We start from the raw sequence: 25,047 nt of genomic DNA, 5'->3' as shown, positions 1-25,047 counted from the left end.
GAGGGCATGAGCGACGACCACGTCTACCTGACCCTCGCCGAGGGACACGACGACGACACCCGCTGGGCCTACGGCACCGGCTTCGAGGACCCCCTGCACGGCGTCGACACCACCGTGCCCGACGACTTGGACGCCGGCGAACTCGCCGCCGTCTGTGTCACCCTGGCCGACGACGCCCTGGTCTGCGCCCAGCGGCTCGCCGAGTGGACCACCCGCGCCCCCGAGCTGGAGGAGGAGGTGGCGCTCGCCAACATCGGGCTCGACCTGCTCGGGCAGGCCCGCCTGCTCTACTCCCGCGCGGGCCAGGCCGACGGCACCGGCCGCGACGAGGACGCCTACGCCTACTTCCGCGACGCCGGCGACTTCCGCAACGTCCGCCTGGCCGAACTGCCCAACGGCGACTTCGCGTTCTCGATCGTGCGGCTGCTGGTGTTCAGCAGCTGGCGCCTCGCGCACTTCGAGCGGCTCACCTCACACCGTGACCCGGTGCTCGCGGCTATCGCGGCCAAGGGCGTGAAGGAACTGGCCTACCACCGCCAGTACGCGGCCGAGTGGGCCGTGCGCCTCGGCGACGGCACCGAGGAGTCCCACCGCCGGATGCGCAGGGCGCAGGAGCAGGTGGCGCCCTACCTGGGCGAGCTGTTCACGGCGTACGACGTCCGCGACGAGGTCGTCGCGGTCCTCCGCCAGGTCACCGAGGCGGCGGGGCTGCCCATGCCGGTCTACCGGCCGCTGCCCGGCTCGGGCCGCACCGGGGACCACACCGAGCATCTCGCCCCGCTGCTCGCCGAGTTGCAAGGCGTGGCCCGCGCCCACCCGGACGCGACATGGTGACGGCACTCCTGGACGAGCGGCGGGCCCGGCGCATCGCCGAGCAGGTGCCCGACCCCGAACTTCCCATGCTCACCCTGGCCGACCTCGGTGTCCTGCGCGAAGTGAGCCTGGCCCCGGACGGCACGGTGGTCGCCAGCCTCACCCCGACCTACTCGGGCTGCCCGGCGATGGCCGAGATGCGCGCGGGCGTCGCCGCCCGGCTGCGTGCGGCGGGATACGCGCGCGTGGAGATCCGCACCGTCCTCGACCCGCCGTGGAGCAGCGACTGGATCACGGCGGAGGGCAGGCGCAAGCTCGCCGAGCACGGCATCGCCCCGCCCGGCGCCGCGCCCGCCCGCCCCGCCGGACCGGTCCCGCTCGTGCTGTCGCCGCCCCGCCGCTCGGTGCCCTGCCCGCGCTGCGGTCACCCCGACACCGAGGAGACCTCCCGCTTCGGCGCCACGTCCTGCAAGTCCCTGTGGCGCTGCCTCGCCTGCCGCGAGCCGTTCGAGTACGTCAAGGAGATCTGATGGAGGACCTGATGGAGCCGGCCCCCGCCCCGGCGGCACGCCCCCGTGCCCGCCGACGTCCGGTCTTCCACCCGCTGCGGATCGCGGCCGTGCAACCGCTGTGCGAGGACGCGGCAGCCGTGAGTTTCGACATCCCGGACGAACTGGCCGAGGAGTTCGCCTTCGCGCCCGGCCAGTCGCTCACCCTGCGCCGCGACGTCGAGGGCCGGGACGAGCGCCGCTCGTACTCGATCTGCGCCCCGGCCGGCACGGCGCCGCGCATCGGTGTCCGGGTGGTGCCGGGCGGCCTGTTCTCCTCCTGGCTGGTGCGGGACGTCCGCCCCGGCGACACGGTGGAGGTCATGGCGCCCACCGGCGCCTTCACCCCCGATCTCACCGCACCCGGCCACCACGTCCTGATCGCCGCCGGCTCCGGCATCACCCCCATGGTCTCCATCGCCGAGTCCGTCCTGGCCGCCGACTCCCGCTCACGCGTCACCCTCCTCTACGGCAACCGCCGCACCGGCACGGTGATGTTCGCCGACGAACTCGCCGACCTGAAGGACCTCTACCCGACGCGGTTCCAGCTCGCCCACGTCCTCTCCCGCGAGCCCCGCGAGGCCGAGGTGCTCTCCGGCCGGCTCGACGCCGAGCGGCTCTCCGCCCTCGTCGACGCGCTGGTCGACGTGGACTCGGCCGACCACTGGTGGCTGTGCGGCCCGCACGGCATGGTCCGCGCCGCCCAGCAGGTCCTCACCGGCCTCGGCGTCCCCGCCGACCGCGTCCACCAGGAGCTGTTCTACGCCGACGACGAACCCGTACGCGAGGTCCGCCACGCCGAGACCGGCCCCTCCGGCCCGGTCAGCCAGGTCACCGTCACCCTCGACGGCCGCTCCACCACGGCCCCGCTGCCCCGCGACCGCACCCTCCTCGAAGGCGCCCAGCAGACCCGCCCCGACCTGCCCTTCGCCTGCAAGGGCGGGGTCTGCGGCACCTGCCGGGCCCAGATCACCGACGGCAAGGCCGACATGCGCCGCAACTTCGCCCTGGAACCGTCCGAGGTCGACGCCGGCTACGTCCTCACCTGCCAGACGTTCCCGGTGTCCGAGACGCTGACGGTCGACTTCGACACCTGATCCCCCCGGGGACGGGACGCGAACCGCGTCACGGCGGGTGCGGTCCCCGGTCGGTGCGCAGGACTCGCAACGCCGTGAGCGCCACGTGGAGTTCCGTGCGGTGGGCGCCGGATTCGAGGTCGGTGCCGAGGAGACGTTCGACGGTACGCAGACGCTGGTACACGGTCTCCCTCGACAGACCGCCGCGCCGGGCCGCCGTGGTCTTGTTGCCGGCGGCGTCGAGGTAGTGGCCCAGGGTCGTCAGCAGCTCGGTGCCGTGCCGGTCGTCGTGCTCGACGATCCGGCCCAGCCGGCGTTCCGTGTAGTCCTGGATCCTGGTGTCCTCGCGCAGCGCGTACAGCAGCCGGCGCAGGTCGACGTCCGGCAGCTCGTGGAAGGAACGGCCCGCGGGCAGGGCCTCGCCGGGCGGCGTGGCCTCCATGACCCGGGCCGCCTCGCGGAAGGAGCGGGCGGCGTCGGCGAGATCCGCCACCTCCGAGCCGACGCCGACGATCGCTCCCGGCGCCAGGGCCAGTGCCGTGCGGCTCAGCCGTTCGGCCACCGGCCGCCAGGGCTGGGCGTGGCGCAGCGCCAGCAGCACACCGAGGCGGCCGGGGGACAGCTCGCCGACCAGCGCCGGGACACCGGCCGACCGCAGCTCCCGGTGCAGCCGGCTCTCCCGCTCGGAACCCTCCCCGCCGGGCCCCAGGCCCACGAGGACCGCCAGGAACACGGCGGTCTCCCCGGGCAGGCCCAGCGCGGCACAGCGGGCGCGGGCGTCCTCGGGGGAGTGGTGGCGCTGCTCGGCCAGCTCCCGCAGGGCGTTGCGGTGGGCCGTGTGCTCCCACGGCGTGGCGTGGATGAGCCGGGCCACGGTCAGGGCCATCGCGGTCCGCTCCAGGACGGTGGTGTGCTCCGGCCCGAAGAGCGGCCCGTCGGCAGGCAGCATGACCAGCCGTCCCCAGCGTTCGCCCTGGTAGGAGACCGGCGTGGTGAGCCAGCCCTCCGGGCCGCCCACCTCGGTGTGATCGCCGGGCCCGGTCGCCCGGGAGCGCCGCTCCCAGTCCCCGAGCGCCTCCCGCAGAGTGCTCCCCGAGGGCTCGCAGATCAGCGCCTGGTGCACCAGGTTCTCCAGCACGACCGTCCGGCCGCTCATCTCCGCCGCCGCGCGCAGCACGTCCTCCGGACCCGCCCCGCGCAACGTCAGGGCCGTGAACGCCTCGTGGATCCGCTGGGTCCGCCGCATCGCCTCCGCCTGGCTGCCGAGGATCAGCGCGTGCACGACCTGCGTGACCTCCAGGAAGTTGACGTCCCGGGCGAGGGTGACCAAGGGGAGCCGCCGGGCCCGGCAGGCCTGCACGAGGGCGTCGGGCGGCCGGTGGTAGCGCCGTACGAGCTCGATGACCAGGGCGGCCGCCCCCACCTCGGTGAGCTCCTCGACGTACCGGCGGACACCCGCGGCGTCCTCGGGCAGGGGCATACCCGTGGTCAGGACCAGCTCCCCGCCCTTGAGGAAGGAGGCGGGGTCCGTCAGCTCGGTGATGTGCACCCAGCGCACCGGCCGGTCCAGCTGCGCCAGCCCCGTGACGACCTGGGGCAGCCCGGCGGCCAGGACCGGCAGGGCGAGGACGTCGGCGAGGGTCGGCGCGCGCCCGGCCGGGGCTAATTCACGGCCGGCTGCCGGGGGGTGAGCGTTCACGGTGCCTCCCTGCGTGCCCGGCCACTGTGACAAGCGGGGCTGACCTGCGCAAGAGCTGTCCACGCGCGGGGCGGGCGGTGCGGTGGGGGTTCGGCGGTTGACACAACGTCCGAACACCGGGCTCCGGCTGGACAGATCACGCGTTGTCCCGTTTCGCGACGGCCTGGATGCTCGGGAACCGGAGCTGAGCCATGCAACCAGACCTCGACGTACGGCCGGGAGACCACATGACCGCACTGTCGCCGCACCTTCGCCAGGCCACCCCCGTCGTGGCGGCCCGGGGCGAGGGCGTCCACCTCTACGGTGAGGACGGCCGCCGTTACCTCGACTTCACCGCCGGCATCGGCGTCACCAGCACCGGGCACTGCCACCCCGAGGTCGTGGCGGCGGCGCAGGAGCAGGTGGGCACGCTGATCCACGGCCAGTACACGACCGTCATGCACCAGCCGCTGCGCCGCCTCGTCGACAAGCTGGGCGAGGTGCTGCCGCCCGGCCTGGACAGCCTGTTCTTCACCAACTCCGGCAGCGAGGCCGTCGAGGCCGCTCTGCGCCTGGCCCGCCAGGCCACCGGCCGGCCCAACGTCCTGGTCTGCCACGGCGGCTTCCACGGCCGTACCGTCGCCGCCGCCTCCATGACCACGTCCGGCATCCGCTTCCGGTCCGGCTTCTCGCCCCTGATGAGCGGCGTGGTCGTCACCCCGTTCCCGACGGCCTTCCGGTACGGCTGGGACGAGGAGACCGCCACCCGCTTCGCGCTCGAGGAACTCGACTACACCCTCCAGACGATCTCGTCGCCCGCCGACACGGCGGCGATCATCGTCGAGCCGGTCCTCGGCGAGGGCGGCTACGTCCCCGCCAACCGCGCCTTCCTCGAAGGCCTGCGGGAGCGGGCGGACCGGCACGGCTTCCTGCTGATCCTCGACGAGGTACAGACGGGTGTCGGTCGCACCGGCCGCTTCTGGGGCCACGACCACTTCGGCGTCACCCCCGACATCCTGGTCACCGCCAAGGGCCTCGCCAGCGGCTTCCCCCTGTCCGGCATCGCCGCCTCCGGGGAACTCATGACGAAGGCCTGGCCCGGTTCGCAGGGCGGCACCTACGGGGCCAACGCCGTCGCCTGCGCCGCCGCCTGCGCGACACTCGACGTCGTACGCGACGAGAAGCTCGTGGAGAACGCCGAAGCCATGGGCAAGCGGCTCCGCCGGGGCCTGGAGGCTGTGGCCGGCCGAACCCCCGGCATCGGGGACGTCCGCGGCCTCGGTCTCATGCTCGCCAGCGAGTTCGTCACCGAGGACGGCAGCCCCGATCCGGAGACCGCCGCCCGCGTCCAGCGGGCCGCCGTCGACGAGGGCCTGCTCCTGCTGCTGTGCGGCGCCTGGAACCAGGTCGTCCGCATGATCCCGGCGCTCGTGATCGACGAGACCGGCGTCGACGAGGGTCTCCGGGCCTGGGCGAACGCCGTCGACACCGGAACCTCGGGAGCGTCGGGCCGATGACCACCGCCACCCGCGACCTGGAGGGGCTGACGGCCCGCATCGCCGAGCTCGCGCCCGGTCTGCGGGTGGAGACCGGACCGGGGGCCACCGGCGCCTACGCCCAGGACGCGTCCCACTGCCTCGGCACCGAGGCCGCCCGGCGCGTGGCCGACCGCGTGCAGACCTTCACCGGGGCACTGACCGACCTCGCCGAGAAGGGCTGGACCGCACCGCCCCTGCCCGAGAACGACACCTCCGTCGCCGTCGCCGACCTCGCTCTGAAGCCCCGCCTGGACCGCCTCGACGGACGACCCGTCGTCGCCGACGGCTTCAGCTGCGCCACTCAGATCGACCACCTCGCCGGCGAGCGGGGCGTCCGCGCCCGGCACCTCGCCGAACTCCTCGACCCCGCCGCCGATCAGCCAGGAGAGACGACATGACCGAGGTTCTGACGCAGTTGTTCATCGGCGGTGCGTGGGTGGACGCCACCGACGGTGCCACCATGCCCGTCGACGATCCGGCGACCGGCGGGATCCTCCGCCACGTCGCCGACGCCGGCCCGAAGGACGCCCGGCTGGCCGAGGAGGCCGCCGTCGGTGCCCAGGCCGCCTGGGCCCGTACCGCGCCCCGGGCCCGCAGCGAGATCCTGCGCCGTGCCTACGAGCTCATCCTGGAGCGCACCGACGAGCTCGCCCGGCTGATGACGTCCGAGATGGGCAAGCCGCTCGCCGAGGCCCGGGGAGAGGTGGCGTACGCGGCCGAGTTCTTCCGCTGGTTCTCCGAGGAGGCCGTCCGGGTCGACGGCGGCTGCGGCATCCTGCCCGACGGCCGCAACCGCATGCTGCTCTCCCGGCGCCCGGTCGGGCCCTGCCTGCTGATCACGCCGTGGAACTTCCCGCTGGCCATGGGCACCCGCAAGATCGGCCCGGCGATCGCGGCGGGCTGCACGATGATCCTCAAGCCCGCGCCGCAGACCCCCCTGTCCAGCCTGGCGCTCGCCGGGATCCTGACGGAGGCGGGCCTGCCGGACGGCGTGCTGAACGTCGTCACCACCTCCCGTGCCGGTGACGTGTGCGAGCCGCTGCTGCGCGGCGGGAGGATCCGCAAGCTTTCCTTCACCGGGTCCACCGCCGTCGGCCGGCTGCTGCTCGCGCAGTGCGCCGACACCGTCGTGCGCACCTCGATGGAGCTGGGCGGGAACGCGCCCTTCATCGTCTTCGACGACGCCGACCTGGACGTGGCCGTGGACGGGGCGATGATCGCCAAGATGCGGAACATGGGGGAGGCCTGCACGGCGGCGAACCGCTTCTTCGTGCACCGGCCGGTGGCCGACGAGTTCGGGCGGCGGCTCACCGAGCGGATGGGCGCCCTCGTGGTCGGGCCCGGGACCCGGGACGGCGTCGACGTCGGCCCGCTGATCGACGCCGCCGGACGCGCCAAGGTCGCGGAGCTGGTCGCCGACGCGGTGGAGCGTGGCGCACGGGTGCTCGCCGGGGGCCGCACGCCGGAGGGGCCGGGCCATTTCTACCCGCCGACCGTGCTGGCCGGTGTCGACCCCGGCAGCCGTCTGATGGACACGGAGATCTTCGGCCCCGTCGCCGCCATCCTCACCTTCGACGACGAGGACGAGGTCCTGCGCCGTGCCAACGACACGCCCTGGGGCCTGGTCGGTTACGTCTTCACCCAGGGGCTGGACCGCGGGCTGCGCGTCAGCGAGGGCCTGGAGGTCGGCATGGTCGGCCTGAACACGGGCCTGGTCTCCAACCCGGCGGCTCCGTTCGGCGGGGTCAAGCAGTCCGGGCTCGGGCGAGAGGGCGGCCGGGTCGGGATCGACGAGTTCCTGGAGTACCAGTACCTCGCGGTGCCCGTGCGGTGACGTCTGCGCGGCGACGAGGCGGTCGCGGCGCTCCGGCCGTTCCTGCTCGGGGCGCCGTCGGTTGCTCGGTCCCCTCGTCGGGGCCAACCGGCCACTGGCGAGTCGCTCCCGGTTCGGGCCCTCCAGCCGGACCGCTACGGCGGCCGGCCCATCCAGGTTCACGCTCCCCAGCTTCTCCCCGCGCGTCGCTCGGGCTGATCCCCTCCGCTTGCCGCCCGGTCCGTCCGCGGACGGCACACTGACCTCGTTCACACCGGCGGGTGGGCCGATGAAGGGGCCCACCCGCCTCGTCACCTCCCGTCGCTGCTGCCTTCCGTCAGTCAGACCGCCGCCTGTCGTACTGCCGGGCGAGCCGGGCGAGGGCCACCGCGCCGAGCAGCAGGCCGAAGTCGCGCAGCGCGACGTCGTAGTAATCGGGGATGGTCAGCAGATTGACGATGATCCCGGCGAGCCATCCGGCCACCAGCCAACCGCCGAAGCGCGGAGCGAGCGCGACGACGAGGCCCGCAACGATCTCGATCACTCCGACTGCGTACATGGCCGCCTGGGCGCTCCCCGGAACGATGTCGTCGATCCACGGCGCGAGGTAGGTGGGCCAGTCCACGAGCAGGTTGGCGAACTTGTCCAGCCCGAACAGGATCGGCGCCACGGTGAACCCGACGCGCAGGATGACGAACGCCTGGTAGCCGGGATCGCTGAGCGCGGGCCGCCGGGAGGCGGCGGATGTGGTGGTTGTGGTTGCGGACGACATGACGCCCTTCCTTCTATCGACAACTCTCATTAACGATAGAAGCGCGGAAGCCTTCTTTAGTCAATCGCTGTGGGTTTTACACTGGTGTTCGTGGATTCCTCGAAGGAAGTAGCCCGCCCCGGCGTCTCCGCCGTCGCCGCACTCGACGAGCCGACTCGCAGGAGGCTCTACGACCACGTCGTGCGCCAGCCGGAACCGGTCAGCCGCGACGAAGCGGCCGAGGCCCTCGGTCTCGCCCGGCAGACGGCGGCCTTCCATCTGGACCGGCTGGCCGGCGAAGCGCTGCTCGACGTCGTGTACGAACGGCGCAGCGGCCGTACCGGACCCGGAGCCGGCCGCCCTGCGAAGCTCTACCGGCGGTCCGCCCAAGAGGTCACGGTCAGCCTCCCGGAGCGGCATTACGAGCTGGCCGGACGTCTGCTGGCCCAGGCGTTGGAGGAGTCGGAATCCACAGGTGAACCGGTTCGTTCGGTTCTGCATCGAAAGGCCTACGGGCTGGGAGCCCGACTCGCCGGACCGGGCCGGGCGGCAGAGGTGTTCGCCGTGCTCGAAGAGCAAGGCTTCGAACCCCGATCCGACGGTGAGGCCATCGTCCTGGGAAACTGTCCTTTCCATGCGCTTGCCCGCGAGCACACCCAGACGGTGTGCGGCATGAACCTCCACCTGCTCCGCGGTCTGCTGGACGGGCTCGCCGAAAGCGGCCTCCGGGCACGCCTGGCGCCCAGCCCCGGTCACTGCTGTGTCCGTCTGGAGCCGGATCCCTCACCGTCCACCGGCGGGCGCCCGTCCTGACGGCACCACCCGCCACTCGTGGCCCCTGACCAGCAGGGGGGTGGGGGCGGGCCCGCGAGGGGATCTGCGGCCGCATCGGGATTCACCTTGGCGACAACCGCATCGCCGCCTTCGGGGCCGCCACCTCCCCGGCCCGCGAGGCCTTCCGGCGGCCGGGTATCAGGATCGCTGCATTGCTCACATGAAGGTATGAATGAGTCTTCATGTGTTCCTGTATGGTGAGGTAGCCACGCGACCCCGCCAGAAGGACCCCTGATGACCTCCACGCTCGCGCCTCAGCCGGTCGAACGGGCGAAGCCCGCACGCACCGGAGAGGTGGCCCGGCGGCGCACCCGTGTCCTCGCGCTCCCCGAGGCGCGCTGGGCCGCCGCGGCCACCGTGCTCTTCCTGCTCGCGCTGCCCGTGCAGTTGACCGGCGCCCCCGCCTGGACCTGGGGCACCCTGTACGCCCTGTCGTACGCCACCGGCGGGTGGGAGCCGGGGTGGGAGGGGCTCAAGGCGCTGAAGGACCGCACCCTCGACGTGGACCTGTTGATGGTCGTCGCCGCACTGGGCGCGGCAGCGATCGGGCAGGTCATGGACGGCGCCCTGCTCATCGTCATCTTCGCCGTCTCGGGTGCCCTGGAGGCCCTGGCCGCGGCCCGCACCGCCGACTCCGTCCGCGGCCTGCTCGGCCTGGCCCCCGCCACCGCCACCCGGCTGGGCCCGGCAGGTGGGGAACAGGCCGTGCCGGTCGAGGACTTGGAGGTCGGGGACACCGTACTCGTACGGCCCGGCGAGCGAGTCGGAGCCGACGGTCGTGTGCTGGACGGGGCGAGCGAGGTGGATCAGGCGACCATCACCGGTGAGCCGCTGCCCGTGCCGAAGGGGCGGGGCGACGAGGTCTTCGCGGGCACCCTCAACGGCACCGGCGCGCTGCGGATCCGGGTAGAACGGGACGCGTCCGACTCGGTGATCGCCCGGATCGTGCGCATGGTGCAGGAGGCGTCCGAGACCAAGGCGCCCACGCAACTGTTCATCGAGAAGGTCGAACAGCGCTACTCGCTGGGCATGGTGGCCGCGACCCTGGCCGTCTTCCTGGTGCCGCTCGCCTTCGGGGCGCAGCTGACCGACTCACTGTTGCGCGCCATGACCTTCATGATCGTGGCCTCGCCGTGCGCGGTGGTGCTGGCCACCATGCCGCCCCTGCTGTCGGCCATCGCCAACGCCGGACGTCACGGCGTGTTGGTGAAGTCGGCCGTGGTGATGGAACGGCTCGGCCAGGTGGACGCGGTCGCCCTGGACAAGACCGGCACCCTCACCGAGGGCGGACCCCGGGTCACCGACGTCCGGCCGCTGCCCGGATCCGGCCTGGACGAGGAGGAGTTGCTGACACTGGCGGCGGCCGCCGAACGGCCCAGTGAGCATCCGCTGGCCCGGGCGGTCGTGGACGCGGCCCGCGAACGCGGTCTCCACTTGCCCGACGCGCGGGACTTCACCTCCGCGCCCGGTGTGGGGGTCACCGCCGTCGTCGGCGGCCGTAAGGTCGCGGTCGGCGCGCCCGCCCGGCTCGCGGACGACACCGTCGGCACCGCCGTGGAACTGGAGGAATCCGGCCGCACCGCCGTCCTGGTCGTGGTCGACGGCACCCCCGCAGGACTGCTCGGCGTCGCCGACCGGCTGCGTCCGGACGCCACCGCCACGGTCGCCTCCCTCACCCGACTCACCGGCACCGCCCCCGTGCTCCTCACCGGCGACAACCCCCGCGCCGCCGCGCGCCTCGCCGCCGAGGCAGGCATCGACGACGTGCGCGCCGGTCTGCTGCCGCAGGACAAACTGACGGCCGTCCAGGAGATGGAGAGCACGGGCCGCAAGGTGCTGGTCGTCGGGGACGGCGTCAACGACGCACCCGCCCTGGCCGCCGCGCACACCGGCGTCGCCATGGGGCGGGCCGGCTCCGACCTGGCCCTGGAGACCGCGGACGCCGTCATCGTGCGCGACGAACTCGCCGCCGTCCCCGCCACCGTCGCCCTGTCCCGCCGCGCCCGCAGGCTGGTCGTGCAGAACCTCGTGATCGCCGGGGTATTCATCGCCGGTCTCGTCGTCTGGGACCTGGCCGGTGACCTGCCGCTGCCGCTGGGCGTCGCGGGCCACGAGGGCTCCACGGTCCTGGTCGGCCTGAACGGGCTGCGGCTGTTGCGGGAAGCTGCCTGGCAGCGGGCCATGGCGGGGGGAGAGGGCTGACGAACACCGGCCGGCGCACCGGGACCGTGGCCCGGGCAGACGGCTGACAACGCCGGTCGGGGTGGAGGGGCCGTGGCCCGGGCGTACGGCTGACAACGCCGGTCGGCGGGCCGGGGCCGTGGCAGGGGAGGTCGGCTGGCGAGCGCCGCTCAGCGAGCCGCAGGCGCAGCGCTGCTCGCCCGCACCACCAGGTCCACCGGCACCAGGGTGTCGGCGCGGGGCCGCTCGCCCGGGCCGTCGATGCGGTCGACGAGGAGCCGCAGCGCACGGGTGCCGATCTCCGCGAAGTCGGTGCGGACGGTGGTCAGCGGCGGCAGGAAGTGCGCGGCCTCGGGGATGTCGTCGTAGCCCACGACGCTGATGTCCCCCGGGACGGACCGCCCGCCCTCGTGCAGCGCGTGCAGCAGGCCGAGCGCCATCTGGTCGTTGGAGGCGAACACCGCCGTCACCTCCGGGCGCCGGGCCAGCCGGCGGCCGAGGTCGTAGCCGGAGTCGGCGCTCCAGTCCCCGACGAGGGGGTCCGGAACGGCGGCACCGGCGGCCCGCAGCGTCGACTGCCAGCCCGTCAGCCGGTGGTCGGCGGAGGTCCAGCCCGTCGGGCCCGCGATGTGCCACACCGTGGTGTGCCCGAGACCGAGGAGATACTCGGTGGCCTTGCGGGCGCCGGTGCGGGAATCACCGGTGACCAGGGCCGTTTCGTCGTCCAGGGCGTTCTCCAGGACGACCAGGGGCGTGCCCAGGCCGGTCGCCTCCGCCAGGGTCCGGCCCACCCACAGCTGGGGCGCGATGGCGAGCACCCCGTCCGCGCCCTCGGCCGACAGCCGGTTCACGGCCTCGACGACGGTGTCGTGGTCGGCCGTCTCCAGGGCGATGGAGCTGACGAGGTAACCGGCCTCCAGGGCAGCCCTGTTGATCGCGGTGAGGATCGAGGCGGGCCCGTACCGGGCGGCGTCGAAGGAGATGACGCCGAGCATCCGGGTCCGGCCGCTGGCCAGGGACCGTGCGCTGCGGCTGGGCCGGTAGCCGAGGGTGTGCATGGCCGCCAGGACCGCCTCACGCGTCTGTGCACGGACGGCCGGATGGTCGTTGAGCACCCGCGAGACGGTCTGCTTGGAAACCCCGGCCATCCGGGCTACATCGGCCATCACCGGCCGCGTCCCCGCGAAGTTGCGCCGGCTGCGGCCCCTGGGGGCCGGGCCGTCGCCGGCGCTCGGTGTCATGGCGGATGATTCCTCGGTGTCGGGTGCGGCGGCCTGAACCCGCCCGGCAGGAGCACAGCATAGACAGGGCACCGCCCGTGAGCTCCTCAGCCGGCCCGGACCCTCCAGCGGCGCGTGACCACCCGGGCCGCGTCCAGCACCCGGGCCGCCCGCAGGCCGTCACCCGGCTGTCCGGGCACATACACGGGTGCGTCGGGGGACAGCGGCAGCACCTTCAGCCGCAGTCCCCGCGTGCGCAGCGCCCCGGCCGGCAGCCGGCCCAGGGCGGGGCGGCGGGCGGGGGAACCCGCAGGTGATGTCTCACCAGGTGTTCTCCGGCCCGAGGTCGGGGGCGTCGGTGAGCAGGGCCTGGGCGGCGGTGGCGCCGTGCAGCTCCAGCAGGACCAGTTCGTTGGTGCCCGGGCGCAGCACCGGCGCGGGAACGTACAGCGTGCGCTGCGGGCCGCGATTCCAGTAGCGGCCCAGATGGAAGCCGTTGACCCAGGCCTGGCCCTTCGACCAGCCCGGCAGCGAGAGGAAGGCGTCGGCGGGGGTGTCGACCTCGAAGGTGCCGCGGTGGAAGGCGGGCACGGCGACCGGCGCCTCACCGGCCGGTGCGAACGGCACCGTGTCCATGTCGTCCAAGGGCAGCGGGCGGCACTCCCAGCCCGTGAGGACCGCTCCGTCGAGGGAAACAGGACCCAGCAGTCCCTTGGGCGCGCCGATACGGGGACCGTAGTTGACGCCGCCCATGTTCTCGACGAGCACCTCCAGCGTCGCGCCGGGACGCGGTACGCGCACGCTCAGTGTCTCGTCGTGGCGTTCACGCTCCAGCACGCCGACGGGTGCGCCGTCGACGAAGACCTGGGCGCGGTCGCCGACCCCGCCGGAGAAGTGCAGCAGGCCGTCGCCGTCGGCCGGGAGGGCGGTGCGGTAGAGCGCGTAGCCGGTGCGCTGCCCGAGTTCGTCCATGGTCACGGGCACGTCGGCGCGCACGGCCCCGGGAAGCGAGGCGGCGAACGGCAGCAGGGACGCCCGGCCGTCCAACTCGACTCGCATGGGGGTAAGTTTGGGCCCCGGGGCGGGTGCGGGCCCTTCGGGAACGGTGGCGTGACGGGCGATGACCTCGCGGAAGGCGTGGTACTTCGGGCCCGGGTCGCCGCACTCGGTGAGCGCGGCGTCGTAGTCGTAGGAGGTGACGGTGGGCGTGTAGGCGTGCTTGTGGTTGGCGCCGTTGCCGAAGCCGAAGTTGGTCCCGCCATGGAACATGTAGATGCTCACGGACGCCCCGGCGGACAGCAGCCGGTCCAGGTCGGCCGCGGCGTCGGCCGCGTCCCGCACGTGGTGGGGGCCGCCCCAGTGGTCGAACCAGCCGATCCAGAACTCCGCGCAGAACAGCGGGCCTTCGGGCCGGTGCTCGCGCAGCCGGGCCAGGGACTGCTCGACGCGGCCGCCGAAGGTGCCGGCGGCGAGGACGCCCGGCAGACTCCCCGCCGCCAGGTGCCCGGGATCGGCCTGGTCGCAGGTGAACAGCAGCTCCTCGACACCGCGGAAGCGGAACGCGCCGGCGAGGTGCTTCAGATAGGCGCTGTCGCCGCCGTAGGCCCCGTACTCGTTCTCGACCTGCACGGCGATGACCGGACCGCCCGCCGCCGCCAGGTACGGCCGGAGCGCGGGCAGCAGCAGGTCGAGGTAACGGTCGACGGCCCCGGTGAAGCGGGGATCGCTGGTCCGCAGCCCGATGTCCGGGTCTAAGGTCAGCCAGTCGGGCAGGCCGCCGCCGTCCCACTCGGCGCAGATGAACGGCCCCGGGCGCAGCAGCACTAACAGCCCCTGCTCCTGCGCGAGCCGGAGGAACCGGGGCAGGTCGAGGAGGCCGTCGAGGACGAGAGAGCCCCCGGGGTCGGGCTGGTGGCGGTTCCACGGGATGTACGTCTCCACCGCGTTGAGGCCCATCAGGCGCGCCTTGCGCAGTCGGTCGGACCACAGCCCGGGGTGGACGCGGAAGTAGTGCAGCGCGCCGGAGATGATCCGGAACGGCTCGCCGTGCAGCAGGAATCCGTCGGACGTGGTCGTCAGGGCGGGCATGCGGAGGCTTCCCTTCGGGAGGCAGAGGCAGAGGCAGAGGCAGAGGCAGAGGCAGAGGTAGAGACAGAGACAGAGACAGAGACAGCGGCGGGAGACGGAGGCAGAGGCAGAGACAGACCGCGGCGGAGGCGGAGACGGACGCAGAGGCAGAGGCAGAGGCGGTCAGTGGGAGCGGGTGGCGCGGATCAGCCAGAGCGTGGCGGTCAGACAGAGCGCCGAGGTGCCGCAGAGCAGGAGCGGCACGGCGCGCACCCCGGACCACTCGATGGCCTTGCCCAGGGCGGGCCCCGCGGCCACCCCGCCGGCCATGGAGGCCGCGATGACCAGCGCACCGGCCCGCCGGGCCCGCGGCGCGGCGCGGTTCAGCCACGGCAGCCCCGTGGGGAAGACCGGCGCGATGAACAGACCCACACCGGCGTACGCGTAGGGCGCGAGGGCCGGGACCGTCGCCGCCAGCAGACACAACGTCATGCCCGCGCACGAGACGGTGATGATGGCCTGGGCGGAGAAGCGCAGTGCGAGCGGGGCGACCAGGAATCGGCCGACGGTCATCATGAGCCAGTACACGGACGTGGCGGTGGCGGCGGCCCCCGCGCCGTAACCCACGGTCTCCAGATGGGTGGGCTCCCAGCCGCCGACCCCGGCCTCGATGCCGACGTGCAGCACGTAGAGGACGACGAACACGGCGAGTACGGAGCCGAGGCTGCGCCCGAGGACGGCTCCGCCGCCGGCCCGTTCACCGCCCGCGGCGGGCACCTGGTTCCGCACCCCCCTCAGGCACAGCAGCAGCGGCAGGTTGGCGGCGGCGAAGACGAGAAACACGGCCGGGTACTGCTCGGAGCCGACCGCGCCGATCACGGCCGGGCCGAGGATGGCGCCGACGCCGAAGTGCGCGTTGAGGATGTTCAGCATGGCGGTCGAGCGGTGGCCGAAGCCCACGGCGAACAACTGGTTGAGGCCGTAGTCGATCCCGCCGAAGCCGAACCCGGCGAGCAGGGCGGCCGCCAGCGCGGTCGGCCAGTCGGGCGCCAGCGCGAAACCGGCCGCGCCGACGGCCATCAGCAGGTACGAGCTGCCGAGGACGTGCCGGTTGCCGATCCGCCCGTAGAGCCGGTCGAACAGCAGCACACCGGCCACGCCGCCGACGAAGTGGGCGCTGAGTCCGAGGCCGGCGGCGGACGGCGACAGCCCGAACTCCGTGCGCAGGGCGGGAATCGCCGGTCCGTAGAGAGCCTGCAACGCCCCGATGAGGACGAATCCGGCACAGGAGGCCACCACGGCGGCCCTGCTGAAGAGCGGGCCGGGCGGTGCGGGGGAGAGACGGGCAACGCGCTCTTCGATCACGCGGACTCCGGGAGACGGGCCACCGAGGGGTGGACGGAGGGCAGCACGGTCGCGCAGGTCTGGATCAGAGGAGTGATGTTACCGGTAACACCCTGGGCGTCAACATCCCCCGGTGGGGCCCGGACATCACCCTGGCCCGGCCACAAGATCTCCCCGCGGCTCCCACGAACCCTGAAGATCCACCAGGATTGCCCCGGTGCCGTTCGGGTACGCGAGCAGGACCGTACCCGGGGCGGATCTTGCCCCGGGCTGGCCGCACGACTGCCGCTACCAGGGAATGTGCCATGGAGACACCTGCAAACGACCCCACGCCCACGCCCGCCCAGCGGGCACTGGACGTCCTCGCCGAGAACACCGAGGACGCGGCGGCTCTGGACGCGCTCGCCAACAGCGACGTGCTCATCCCCGTGCCCGACGACGCGGCCGACGCCGACGCCGCCAACCCCTCGGCGGTGGCGCTGCCGGTGCTGGAGCAGCCGGGCGGCGAACCGGTGGTGCCCGTGTTCACCTCCGAGGTGGAGATGGCCGGGCTGCTGCCGTTCGTCTCCCGCTACCGCATGGTGCCGCTCGGTGCCCTCGCCGCCCAGTGGCCGGCCGACGACCTGTCGCTCACCATCGACGGCAGCTCGGAGCACCGGCTGACGCTCACCTCGGAGGGAGTCCGCACCCTGCTGGCCCGCTGAGCCGTGTCCGCACAGTCCCGCCTGCCGCGCGGCGTCCGGCACGCCCTCTCGCCGCACCGGGCGACGCCCCGAGTACGTCCAGTACGAGGGTCTCCGCCCGGCACGCCGAGAGCACGCACCAGACGCCGCGCGGCCCGCCCTCCGGGCGGACGACGGGACTCTGTGGACACGACCTATGGCCCGTCGTGAAAGTGGCGTCGTCGACGGCAGGCGCCGCCTTCGCGGCACGTCCTACTGAGGGAGCCGGCCCGATCCCGGCCTGGGCGGCTGTCCGCCCAGCGCCCGGGTCAGCGCCGCCCGCTGCAACGGCAGCACCTCGGCGTGCAGGTCACGGCCTTTTGGCGTCAGGGCGACCCACACGCCCCGCCGGTCCTCCGCGCAGACGGACCGCGTCACCAGGCCGTCCTTCTCCAGCCGGGCGATCAGCCGGGACAGCGCGCTCTGGCTGAGGTGGACCCGCCCCACGAGATTCTGCACCCGGCACTGCTCGCCCTCCTCGGGCGCGGCGGTCGCGAGCATGTCCAGGACCTCGAAGTCGGACGCCCCGAGCCCGTGGGGATGCAGGGCCCGGTCGATCTCGCACATCGTGCGGGCATGCGCAGACAGGATGTCCCGCCACCGTTCCTCGAGCTGTCCGCCAGCCGTACTCGCCGCCATAGGGGAACGGTAACACCGGTGCAGGGTTCAATGACCGTGCATGGATCATCGCCTCGGCGCCTACGCCGACTCCCGTTTCACCAGTTCCGTCGGCAGGATCACCGCCGCCGGATCCTCGCCCCGATCTGTGCGAGCAGCACCCGCACCATCTACGGCTACTGGCACGGAACCCTCGCCGGCTTCCGGACGACCCTCGACGACGCGGCCGCCCGCTGGGGCAAGCCGGTCTTCGTCGCCGAGACCGCCTACCCGTTCCGGCTGGACAGTGAGGACTCCCACGAGAACATCAGCAACACCTCGGACGAGCTTGTCTCCGGCTATCCGGCGAGCGTGGCCGGCCGGACACGGTGGACCACATGACCAGCATCGTCGAGCCGTCCCGAACGGCCCCGGCCCGGGCGTCTTCTACTGGGAGGCGACCTGGACCGTGGCGGGCGGCAACGGCTGGGACCCGACCGACGCGGCCTCCGGCAACGCCTGGGAGAACCAGGCACTGTTCGGCCACGACGATCGCGCGCTGTCGTCGATGTCCTGGTTCCGGCGCCGCTGAGCGCACGGGGAAGGGCCCGCCGGCCGGGCCCTTACCGCTGCCGGGTCGCGCTACCCGAAGTCCCGCGTGGAGTAAGGCGGCTCGGTATCGGTCAAGCGTGCCGAGTGCCGGACACGGCGGCCTTCGCTGCGAGACAGTGGGAGGACGCGGTGAGGGCGGAGCCGCGAGGCAGGGGCACGACATGCTGAGGACTCCCACGGACGAGACGCGGCTGCGCATCCTGGCCTGGCTGGAGGAACCCGGGGCCGCGCAGGACGGTGTCACCGCGGACGCCGTCGCCGAGCGGTTCTCGTTGGCACGCCCGGTCGCCGTCACCCATCTCCGGCTTCTCGAGGCCACCGGCATGCTGCGCACCAGCAGGTCCTCGGGCCGGGTCCGCTACCACCGCGACGACATACGGATCGCCGAAGTCGCCCGCATGTTTGAAAAGGGCTGGTAGGCGACCCGGCAGGCGGTATCGCTCCCGACGGTGAAGGACACGCACGCGATGGACCGACCCACGGCACTCGTCCCCCGCCACTACGTCGCCGTGGGCCCCGGCCCCGAGGACGTGGTCGCCGACCCACGCGGCCGCGTCCTCACCGGCGTCGCGGACGGCCGCATCCTGCGGCTCGACGCCCTCGGCGATCGGGTCGCGGCCCGCGTCGAGGTGATCGCCGAGACCGGTGGCAGGCCGCTCGGGCTCGAACTCCTTCCGGACGGCGACCTGTTGGTGTGCGACGCGACACGCGGACTGCTGCGCGTCGGCACCGGCGACGGCACCGTCCGTGTCCTCGCCGACTCGGTGGCCGGGGAACCGCTGCACTTCTGCAGCAACGTCGTGTCCCTCTCCGACGGCAGCGTCTACTTCACCGTCTCCAGCCGCCGCCACCCGCTGGAGCACTGGATCGGCGACATCGTCGAGCACACCGGGACGGGACGGCTGCTGCGGCTCGCCCCCGGCGGTGACCCACCCGAGGTGGTGCTGGACGGACTGCAGTTCGCCAACGGCGTCGCCGTCGGCGCGGACGAGTCCTTCCTCGTCGTCGCCGAGACCGGCGCCCGCCGGATGCTGCGCCTCCGGCTCACCGGGCCCGGGGCCGGCCGGAGCGAGTCGTTCGCCGAGGACCTCCCGGGCATGCCCGACAACCTGTGGCGCGGCGCGCCCGACGGACCGATCTGGGTCGCGCTCGCCGGGCCCCGCGTCCCGGCCCTCGACCTGCTGCACCGCAGCGCTCCCGGCGTCCGGGCCGCCGCCGCGCGCGCCGCCGTACGCGCCCCGTTCCGCCCGGTCGGCACGATCGCCCTCCAGGCCTACGACGACCAGGGCCGCCTCGTCCACCACCTCGTCCGCCGCCACTCCGGCTACCGCATGCCGACCAGCGTCTGCGAGGCGGGCGGGCACCTCATCCTCGGCAGCATCTGGGAACGCGGCGTCGCCGTCTGCGAGCCGCCCGCCCGGAAGTGACCCGCCCGCCTGCTCCGGAGCCGCCCGTGCCGCCTGCACCGCCTGCTCGGGAGCGACCTGCACCGCCCGCCGTGCGGTGACCCTCACCGCCGCCTCCGCCGCCGCGTAGTGACCCTCACCGTCGCCTCGGAGTGACCCCGTTCGGCCCCCGGGGTTAACCTGAACTCCGGCCGCGGCTGACGTCGCGGCGCGGCGGTGGGGCCCGCCGTACCCGAACCGCGGCAAGGACGCCGCCAACGGTCCCTACTTGCGACGGCACGCGCCCGCACGACCCCGGGCTCCCGGCGAGTAGGAGACGCACCCCCATGACATCCCCCGAGAGCCTCCATGTGCGAGCCTCCACCCCACGGCGGTGCTCCTGGCGCGCCCAGGCGCCCGTCGTCACCGTCGTCGCGCTCGGCGGGGGAGCGGGGGCTACCGCCCGCTATGCCGCCTCCCTCTGGTGGCCCACGCCCGCGGGCGGCTTCCCCTGGACGACTCTGGTCGTCAACATCGCCGGCTGCGCGGTGATCGGCGTGTTCATGGTGATCATCACCGAGGTGCGGACCCCCCATCCCCTCGTCCGCCCCTTCTTCGGCACCGGCGTCCTCGGCGGCTTCACCACCTTCTCGACGTACGCCGTGGACATCCGAAGGCTCGTCGACGGCGGACAGGCCGGCCCCGGTCTGGCCTACCTGGTCGCGACCCCGCTCGCGGCTCTCACGGCGGTGTGGCTCGCGGCCGGGACGACCCGCCGCGTCCTGCGGAGGAGGCAACGATGACGAGACCGACCGGCAGGGCCCTGCGCCTGACCGTCTTCGTCGGCGAGAGCGACACCTGGCACCACAGGCCCCTCTACTCGGAGATCGTCCACCGGGCCCACGCGGCCGGCCTGGCGGGCGCCAGCGTCTTCCGCGGCATCGAGGGGTTCGGCGCCTCCTCCCTGATCCACACCTCGCGGCTGCTGTCCCTGAGCGAGGACCTGCCGGTGGCCGTGGTGATCGTCGACACCGAGCCGCGTGTCCGCGCGTTCCTCCCGCACCTCGACGACATCGTCACCGAGGGCCTCGTCACCCTCGACGAGTGCGAGGTGATCCGGTACACCGGCCGCGGGGACGATCCCGGCAGCGCCGGCACGAAGGGTAAGAAGTCGTTGTGAACTGGCTGCTGGTCGTCTGCGGCGCGATGGTGGGCGCCCCGCTGCGCTACCTCACCGACCGGGCGGTCCAGGCGCGGCACGACTCGGTCTTCCCCTGGGGCACCTTCACGGTCAACGCCGGCGGGTCGCTGATCCTCGGCCTGCTCACCGGCGCCGCCACCCACCTCCAGCTGCTGCTCGGCACCGGCCTGTGCGGGGCCCTGACGACCTACTCGACGTTCTCCTACGAGACGCTGCGGCTGGCGGAGACCGGGGCACGGCTGCAGGCCGCCCTCAACGTCGTGCTCAGTGTGACCGCGGGCCTCGCCGCGGCCGTCGCGGGGGCCGCACTGGCGCGCATGTGAGGTGCGTCCATGAACCGCGTTCTCGTCCGGATGTAGTAAGACGGTCCCCTCCGCTCCCGCCCCCGAGCAGAACTGGATCCCATGAGCGTCATCAGCGTCGGTCAGGCCGTCGTCCTCGGAGCCGTCGAGGGGGTGACCGAGTTCCTGCCCGTCTCCTCCACCGGCCATCTGAAGATCGTCGAGGGGCTGATGGACATCCCTGTCGACGACCACGCCGTGGTCGGCTTCTCGGCCGTCATCCAGGTCGGCGCGATCGCCGCGGTGCTCGTGTACTTCTTCCAGGACATCGTCCGGATCGTCTCCGCCTGGGGGAGGGGTCTGCGCCACCGGGAGGAGCGTTACCACCACGACTACAGGTTCGCCTGGTGGGTCATCTGCGCGACCATCCCGATCGTCGTGGTCGGGCTCGCCGCCAAGCCGCTCATCGAAGGCCCGCTCGCCTCGCTGTGGGTGGTCGCCGGCTCGCTGATCGTCGGCAGCGGCGTGATGTGGGCGGCGGACCGGATGGGCCGGCACAAGCGCGGTGAGGACGACACGTCGTTCAAGGACGCGATGCTCGTCGGCAGCTCCCAGATCCTCGCCCTGCTCTTCCCCGGCTTCTCCCGCTCCGGCGCCACCATGTCCACCGCGCTGATGCTCGACCTGGACCGCGTCGCCGCCACCCGGCTCTCCTTCTTCCTCGGTATCCCCGCGCTGACCGGCGCCGGCCTGTACGAGCTCAAGGACGCCCTGGGCACGGGGGTGGGCGCCGCGCCGCTCGCCGTGGGCACGGTCGTCTCGTTCGTCGTGGCGTACGCCTCCATCGCCTGGCTGCTGAAGTTCGTCGCCAAGCACTCGTTCAACGCGTTCGTGATCTACCGGATCGTGGTGGGTGCGCTGCTGTTCGGGCTGCTCGGAGCGGGTGTGCTCAGCAGTTGACCGTGCCGTCTGGGGCTTCCGCGGCGCCATCGTGGCGTGTCGCGCAGTTCCCCGCGTCTCTCGGGGGCACCCTCTTGACAGCCGCCTTCCGCCGGCCGGAGTATCTCTCCCGTGAACCTGTCAGACAGCCGGACAGCCGGACAGCCCGTGCGTCGCGTCAGTGCCATGGAAGCGGTGCTGGCGTACCTGCGCGGTGCCATCGAGCGCGGCGAGTACGCCATCGGCGACAAGCTCCCCTCCGAGGCGGAGCTCTGCCGCACCCTGGAGGTCTCCCGGCCCGTGCTGCGCGAGGCGCTGCGGGCCCTGCAGACCATGGGCCTGACCGTGTCCCGAACCGGCAAGGGCACCTTCGTCGTCGCCAGCACCGTCGAGGACCCCACCTTCGGCGACTACGCGGCCAGCGACCTGCTGGAGGTGCGCCGTCACGTCGAGATCCCGGTCGCCGGGTACGCGGCCCGGCGCCGCACCCCGGAGAACCTCGACCATCTGGCGCACCTGCTGGACCGGATGGAGCGGGAGACGGACACCACCGCGTGGGTCGCCATGGACACGCTGTTCCATCTCGCCGTGGCCGAGGCCGCCCAGAACCCGGTGTTCCGCCGGGTCATCGAGGAGATCCGGGACGCCCTGGCCCGCCAGTCCGCCTTCCTCAACGAGCTGGGCGGCCGCCGCGAGCAGTCCAATCGCGAGCACCGGGCGATCGTCGAGGCACTGACCGACGGTTCCGAGAACGACGCGGTGGAGGCCATGGCCCACCACCTCGACCGCGTCGAGACGACCCTCACCGACATCGTGCGTTCCTCGCGCACGGACACCCCCATGGAAGGCGGAACCGAGGCGTGAGCGAGCAGTCCCTGCACGACGATGTGCAGAAACGTTCCATCCATGTCGATGCCGGAGACGCGGGCTACAGCAAGTCCCTGAAGTCCCGGCACGTCAACATGATCGCCATCGGCGGGGCCATCGGCACCGGCCTGTTCCTCGGCGCCGGAGGCCGTCTCGCCGACGCCGGCCCCTCCCTCTTCATCGCCTACGCGGTCTGCGGCCTCTTCGCCTTCCTCGTCGTGCGCGCCCTCGGCGAACTCGTGCTGTACCGGCCCTCCTCGGGTGCCTTCGTCTCCTACGCCCGCGAGTTCATGGGCGAGAAGGGCGCCTACACCGCCGGCTGGATGTACTTCCTCAACTGGGCGACCACCGGCATCGCCGACATCACCGCCGTCGCCACCTACACCCACTTCTGGGGCATGTTCTCCGACATACCGCAATGGGTGATCGCGCTGATCGCGCTGGCCGTGGTGCTCACCGTGAACCTGATCTCGGTGAAGATCTTCGGCGAACTGGAGTTCTGGTTCGCGATCGTCAAGGTCGGCGCCCTCGTCGTCTTCATGTGCATCGGCATCTTCCTGCTGGTCACCCAGCACCCCGTCGACGGCCACACCCCCGGCCCGTCCCTCATCGGCGACAACGGCGGCGTCTTCCCGCAGGGCCTCCTGCCCATGCTGCTGATCATCCAGGGCGTCGTCTTCGCCTACGCCTCCGTCGAGCTGGTCGGCGTGGCGGCGGGCGAGACCGAGAACCCCGAGAAGATCATGCCGAAGGCGATCAACTCGATCATGTGGCGCGTCGGCGTCTTCTACGTCGGCTCGGTCGTGCTGCTGTCGATGCTGCTGCCGTGGAACAAGTACACGGCGGGGGAGAGCCCCTTCGTGACGGTGCTGTCCAACATCGGCGTCCCGGCGGCGGGCGGCGTGATGAACCTCGTCGTCCTCACCGCCGCCATGTCCTCCCTCAACTCCGGCCTCTACTCCACCGGCCGCATCCTGCGCTCCATGGCCATGGCCGGATCCGCGCCGAAGTTCACCGCCGTGATGAGCCGCAGCCAAGTCCCCTACGGCGGCATCCTGCTCACCAGCGGCGTCTGCGTCCTGGGCGTCGGCCTCAACTTCGTCGTGCCCGCCGAGGCGTTCGAGATCGTGCTGAACTTCGCCGCGATCGGCATCCTCGCCACCTGGGGCATGATCATGATCTGTCACCTCCTCTTCTGGCAGAAGACCCAGAAGGGCGAGCTGACCCGCCCGGGCTACCGGCTCCCGGGCTCTCCCTGGACCGAGATCGTGACGCTGGCCTTCCTCGCCTCCGTCCTGGTCCTCATGTACGCCGACGGCGGCGCGGGACGCACCACCGTGCTGTGCCTGCCGCTGATCGTCGGTGCCCTGGTCGCCGGATGGTTCGGCATCCGCGGCCGTATCGCACACGAGTCCACCAGCGGGGCCGACGCGTGAGGAACGCGCCGCTCCCCGAGAAGCAGGCACTGATGTACAGCAGTTCTCTCGCGGACGCACCCCTTGTCCGTGAACCTCTCCACGCCCCCGTCGCCCACCTCGTCCGCGGCGGAATCACCGAAGGCATCCACTACGGCTCCGTCGTCGTCCTCGACGCCGACGGAAGGGTCCGGCTCCAGATCGGGGACATCGAGGCCGCCTTCTATCCGCGCTCCGCGATCAAGCCCGTCCAGGCCGTGGCCATGGCCCGGGCCGGGCTGCCCCTCGACGGCGAACTGCTGTCGCTGACCGCCGCCAGCCACTCCGGCGAGGAACGCCACCTCGCCGGAGCCCGGCGCATCCTCGAACTCGCGGGGCTCACCGAGGACCACCTGCGCAACGTCCCGGACCTGCCGTTCGACCCGGTCGTCCGGGACGCCTGGGTGCGCGAGGGCCGGCTGCCCTCCCGGCTCGCCCAGAACTGCTCCGGCAAGCACGCGGCCATGCTCTACACCTGCACCCTCAACGGCTGGCCCCTGGAGAGCTACCTCGACCCCGGCCACCCGCTCCAGCAGGCCATCGCCGAGATCGTCGAGGACCTCACCGGGCAGCGCATCGCCCGGGTCACCGTCGACGGCTGCGGCGCGCCCCTGTTCTCCCTCTCCCTGCACGGACTGGCGCGGGCCACCGCCCGGATCGTCACCGCCGCGCAGGGCACGCCCGAGGCCCGGGTCGCCGACGCGATGCGCGAACACGCCGAGATGGCCTCCGGCTCCGGGCGGGACGTCGCCGCGCTGATGCGGGCCGTGCCCGGGCTGCTCACCAAGGACGGCTTCGAGGGCGTGCAGGTCGCCGCGCTGGCCGACGGGCGGGCCGTCGCGGTGAAGATCGCGGATGGTGCGAACCGGGCCCGGGTGCCCGTGACCGCCGGGGCGCTGGCCCGGGCGGGCGTCGACCCGGAACTGCTCACCGAGTTCCGGGGCGAGCCGCTGCTGGGCGGTGGCCGGGAGGTCGGGCGGGTGCGGCCCGTTCGTTCGCTGCAGCCGCTCGCCGGTGCTGCCCGCGCCTGACGACGTGCCGGTTACACCCAGCCGGGCGGCTGCGGACCCCCGTGGCTGATCGCGCAGTCCCCGCGCCCCCCGAAGGGGCGCAGACCCCACCTCAC

Annotated in this window: 25 protein-coding genes and 1 pseudogene; 19 read left to right on the top strand and 7 right to left on the bottom strand. The window is 72.9% G+C overall.

What is annotated here, in order from left to right; all coding sequences use genetic code 11:
* Positions 1-6: 6 nt before the first annotated feature.
* Genes paaC through paaE form a run of 3 tightly spaced genes read left to right on the top strand, consistent with a single transcriptional unit; the run spans position 7 to position 2,458 of the window.
* Positions 7-834, top strand: coding sequence for a 1,2-phenylacetyl-CoA epoxidase subunit PaaC (gene paaC / locus ACIQU3_RS04535; RefSeq protein ID WP_403923319.1), 828 nt, complete (start codon positions 7-9; stop codon positions 832-834).
* On the top strand, positions 828-1,343 hold the full coding sequence (gene paaD / locus ACIQU3_RS04530) for a 1,2-phenylacetyl-CoA epoxidase subunit PaaD (RefSeq protein WP_403727734.1): 516 nt from the start codon (positions 828-830) through the stop codon (positions 1,341-1,343). The genes paaC and paaD overlap by 7 nt, the downstream gene beginning before the upstream one ends.
* Positions 1,343-2,458: a 1,2-phenylacetyl-CoA epoxidase subunit PaaE gene (gene paaE / locus ACIQU3_RS04525; protein ID WP_403923317.1), complete on the top strand. Its 1,116-nt coding sequence runs from the start codon at positions 1,343-1,345 to the stop codon at positions 2,456-2,458. Before paaD ends, paaE begins: the two co-directional genes overlap by 1 nt.
* 28 nt (positions 2,459-2,486) lie before the next feature.
* Here the strand turns inward: paaE and ACIQU3_RS04520 are convergent, their stop codons facing one another.
* Positions 2,487-4,136 (bottom strand): PucR family transcriptional regulator, encoded by a 1,650-nt coding sequence (locus ACIQU3_RS04520; RefSeq protein WP_403923315.1) that lies wholly within the window; start codon positions 4,134-4,136, stop codon positions 2,487-2,489.
* Positions 4,137-4,363: 227 nt separating this feature from the next.
* Between ACIQU3_RS04520 and ACIQU3_RS04515 the strand changes: the two genes are divergently transcribed.
* Genes ACIQU3_RS04515 through ACIQU3_RS04505 form a run of 3 tightly spaced genes read left to right on the top strand, consistent with a single transcriptional unit; the run spans position 4,364 to position 7,487 of the window.
* Positions 4,364-5,632, top strand: coding sequence for an aspartate aminotransferase family protein (locus ACIQU3_RS04515; protein WP_403727740.1), 1,269 nt, complete (start codon positions 4,364-4,366; stop codon positions 5,630-5,632).
* Positions 5,629-6,051: a hypothetical protein gene (locus tag ACIQU3_RS04510; RefSeq protein WP_403727743.1), complete on the top strand. Its 423-nt coding sequence runs from the start codon at positions 5,629-5,631 to the stop codon at positions 6,049-6,051. Before ACIQU3_RS04515 ends, ACIQU3_RS04510 begins: the two co-directional genes overlap by 4 nt.
* The gene (locus ACIQU3_RS04505) at positions 6,048-7,487 is read left to right on the top strand and encodes an NAD-dependent succinate-semialdehyde dehydrogenase (protein ID WP_403923313.1); all 1,440 of its coding nucleotides are present in this window, start codon (positions 6,048-6,050) and stop codon (positions 7,485-7,487) included. Before ACIQU3_RS04510 ends, ACIQU3_RS04505 begins: the two co-directional genes overlap by 4 nt.
* Positions 7,488-7,803: 316 nt before the next feature.
* Here the strand turns inward: ACIQU3_RS04505 and ACIQU3_RS04500 are convergent, their stop codons facing one another.
* The gene (locus tag ACIQU3_RS04500) at positions 7,804-8,238 is read right to left on the bottom strand and encodes a hypothetical protein (RefSeq protein WP_403727747.1); all 435 of its coding nucleotides are present in this window, start codon (positions 8,236-8,238) and stop codon (positions 7,804-7,806) included.
* Between the two features lie 84 nt (positions 8,239-8,322).
* On the opposite strand from ACIQU3_RS04500, the gene ACIQU3_RS04495 reads away from it, so the two are divergent.
* Positions 8,323-9,030, top strand: a complete 708-nt coding sequence (locus tag ACIQU3_RS04495) for a helix-turn-helix transcriptional regulator (protein ID WP_403923557.1) — start codon at positions 8,323-8,325, stop codon at positions 9,028-9,030.
* Positions 9,031-9,285: 255 nt separating this feature from the next.
* Entirely contained in the window at positions 9,286-11,253 is a 1,968-nt protein-coding gene (locus tag ACIQU3_RS04490) for a heavy metal translocating P-type ATPase (protein WP_403923311.1), read from the top strand.
* Between the two features lie 149 nt (positions 11,254-11,402).
* Here ACIQU3_RS04490 and ACIQU3_RS04485 read toward each other — a convergent pair whose 3' ends face one another.
* From ACIQU3_RS04485 to ACIQU3_RS04470, 4 genes are all read right to left on the bottom strand, one after another.
* Positions 11,403-12,473: a LacI family DNA-binding transcriptional regulator gene (locus ACIQU3_RS04485; RefSeq protein ID WP_403727752.1), complete on the bottom strand. Its 1,071-nt coding sequence runs from the start codon at positions 12,471-12,473 to the stop codon at positions 11,403-11,405.
* Between the two features lie 86 nt (positions 12,474-12,559).
* On the bottom strand, positions 12,560-12,685 hold the full coding sequence (locus tag ACIQU3_RS04480; RefSeq protein WP_403727754.1) for a hypothetical protein: 126 nt from the start codon (positions 12,683-12,685) through the stop codon (positions 12,560-12,562).
* Positions 12,686-12,773: 88 nt separating this feature from the next.
* Complete coding sequence (locus ACIQU3_RS04475) at positions 12,774-14,540, bottom strand: glycoside hydrolase family 35 protein (RefSeq protein ID WP_403727756.1); 1,767 nt, start codon at positions 14,538-14,540, stop codon at positions 12,774-12,776.
* Positions 14,541-14,702: 162 nt separating this feature from the next.
* Positions 14,703-15,884 (bottom strand): MFS transporter, encoded by a 1,182-nt coding sequence (locus ACIQU3_RS04470; RefSeq protein ID WP_403727758.1) that lies wholly within the window; start codon positions 15,882-15,884, stop codon positions 14,703-14,705.
* Between the two features lie 284 nt (positions 15,885-16,168).
* Between ACIQU3_RS04470 and ACIQU3_RS04465 the strand changes: the two genes are divergently transcribed.
* Entirely contained in the window at positions 16,169-16,567 is a 399-nt protein-coding gene (locus ACIQU3_RS04465) for an SseB family protein (protein ID WP_234846955.1), read from the top strand.
* Between the two features lie 231 nt (positions 16,568-16,798).
* Here ACIQU3_RS04465 and ACIQU3_RS04460 read toward each other — a convergent pair whose 3' ends face one another.
* On the bottom strand, positions 16,799-17,224 hold the full coding sequence (locus ACIQU3_RS04460; protein WP_403727760.1) for a MarR family winged helix-turn-helix transcriptional regulator: 426 nt from the start codon (positions 17,222-17,224) through the stop codon (positions 16,799-16,801).
* A gap of 150 nt (positions 17,225-17,374) precedes the next feature.
* Here ACIQU3_RS04460 and ACIQU3_RS04455 point away from each other — a divergent pair.
* The 10 genes and pseudogenes from ACIQU3_RS04455 to ACIQU3_RS04410 form a co-directional block, all read left to right on the top strand.
* Positions 17,375-17,774, top strand: a pseudogene (locus ACIQU3_RS04455) (glycosyl hydrolase 53 family protein); the annotation flags it as partial.
* 181 nt (positions 17,775-17,955) lie between these two features.
* Positions 17,956-18,213: an ArsR/SmtB family transcription factor gene (locus tag ACIQU3_RS04450; protein ID WP_403727761.1), complete on the top strand. Its 258-nt coding sequence runs from the start codon at positions 17,956-17,958 to the stop codon at positions 18,211-18,213.
* Between the two features lie 48 nt (positions 18,214-18,261).
* A complete protein-coding gene (locus ACIQU3_RS04445; RefSeq protein ID WP_403923309.1) occupies positions 18,262-19,221 on the top strand; it encodes an SMP-30/gluconolactonase/LRE family protein in 960 nt (319 codons plus the stop codon).
* A gap of 305 nt (positions 19,222-19,526) precedes the next feature.
* A complete protein-coding gene (gene crcB / locus ACIQU3_RS04440; RefSeq protein ID WP_403727766.1) occupies positions 19,527-19,982 on the top strand; it encodes a fluoride efflux transporter CrcB in 456 nt (151 codons plus the stop codon).
* The gene (locus ACIQU3_RS04435; RefSeq protein ID WP_403727768.1) at positions 19,979-20,359 is read left to right on the top strand and encodes a DUF190 domain-containing protein; all 381 of its coding nucleotides are present in this window, start codon (positions 19,979-19,981) and stop codon (positions 20,357-20,359) included. Before crcB (ACIQU3_RS04440) ends, ACIQU3_RS04435 begins: the two co-directional genes overlap by 4 nt.
* Positions 20,356-20,703: a fluoride efflux transporter CrcB gene (crcB, locus tag ACIQU3_RS04430; RefSeq protein WP_403923308.1), complete on the top strand. Its 348-nt coding sequence runs from the start codon at positions 20,356-20,358 to the stop codon at positions 20,701-20,703. Before ACIQU3_RS04435 ends, crcB (ACIQU3_RS04430) begins: the two co-directional genes overlap by 4 nt.
* A gap of 81 nt (positions 20,704-20,784) precedes the next feature.
* Positions 20,785-21,621 carry an undecaprenyl-diphosphate phosphatase gene (locus ACIQU3_RS04425; protein ID WP_403727773.1) on the top strand — a complete coding sequence of 279 codons (837 nt, stop codon included), beginning with the start codon at positions 20,785-20,787 and terminating at the stop codon, positions 21,619-21,621.
* Between the two features lie 165 nt (positions 21,622-21,786).
* Positions 21,787-22,464, top strand: coding sequence for a FadR/GntR family transcriptional regulator (locus ACIQU3_RS04420; protein WP_366709871.1), 678 nt, complete (start codon positions 21,787-21,789; stop codon positions 22,462-22,464).
* The gene (locus tag ACIQU3_RS04415; RefSeq protein WP_403727776.1) at positions 22,461-23,903 is read left to right on the top strand and encodes an amino acid permease; all 1,443 of its coding nucleotides are present in this window, start codon (positions 22,461-22,463) and stop codon (positions 23,901-23,903) included. Before ACIQU3_RS04420 ends, ACIQU3_RS04415 begins: the two co-directional genes overlap by 4 nt.
* Positions 23,904-23,935: 32 nt before the next feature.
* A complete protein-coding gene (locus ACIQU3_RS04410) occupies positions 23,936-24,952 on the top strand; it encodes an asparaginase (RefSeq protein WP_403727778.1) in 1,017 nt (338 codons plus the stop codon).
* The last annotated feature ends 95 nt before the right edge of the window (positions 24,953-25,047 follow it).

This window comes from Streptomyces sp. NPDC101110 (genome assembly GCF_044759525.1).
In the GTDB taxonomy this organism is placed as follows: Bacteria; Actinomycetota; Actinomycetes; order Streptomycetales; family Streptomycetaceae; genus Streptomyces.
Note: the sequence above shows the minus strand (reverse complement) of the source record. Positions and strands in the feature narration are given on the sequence as shown.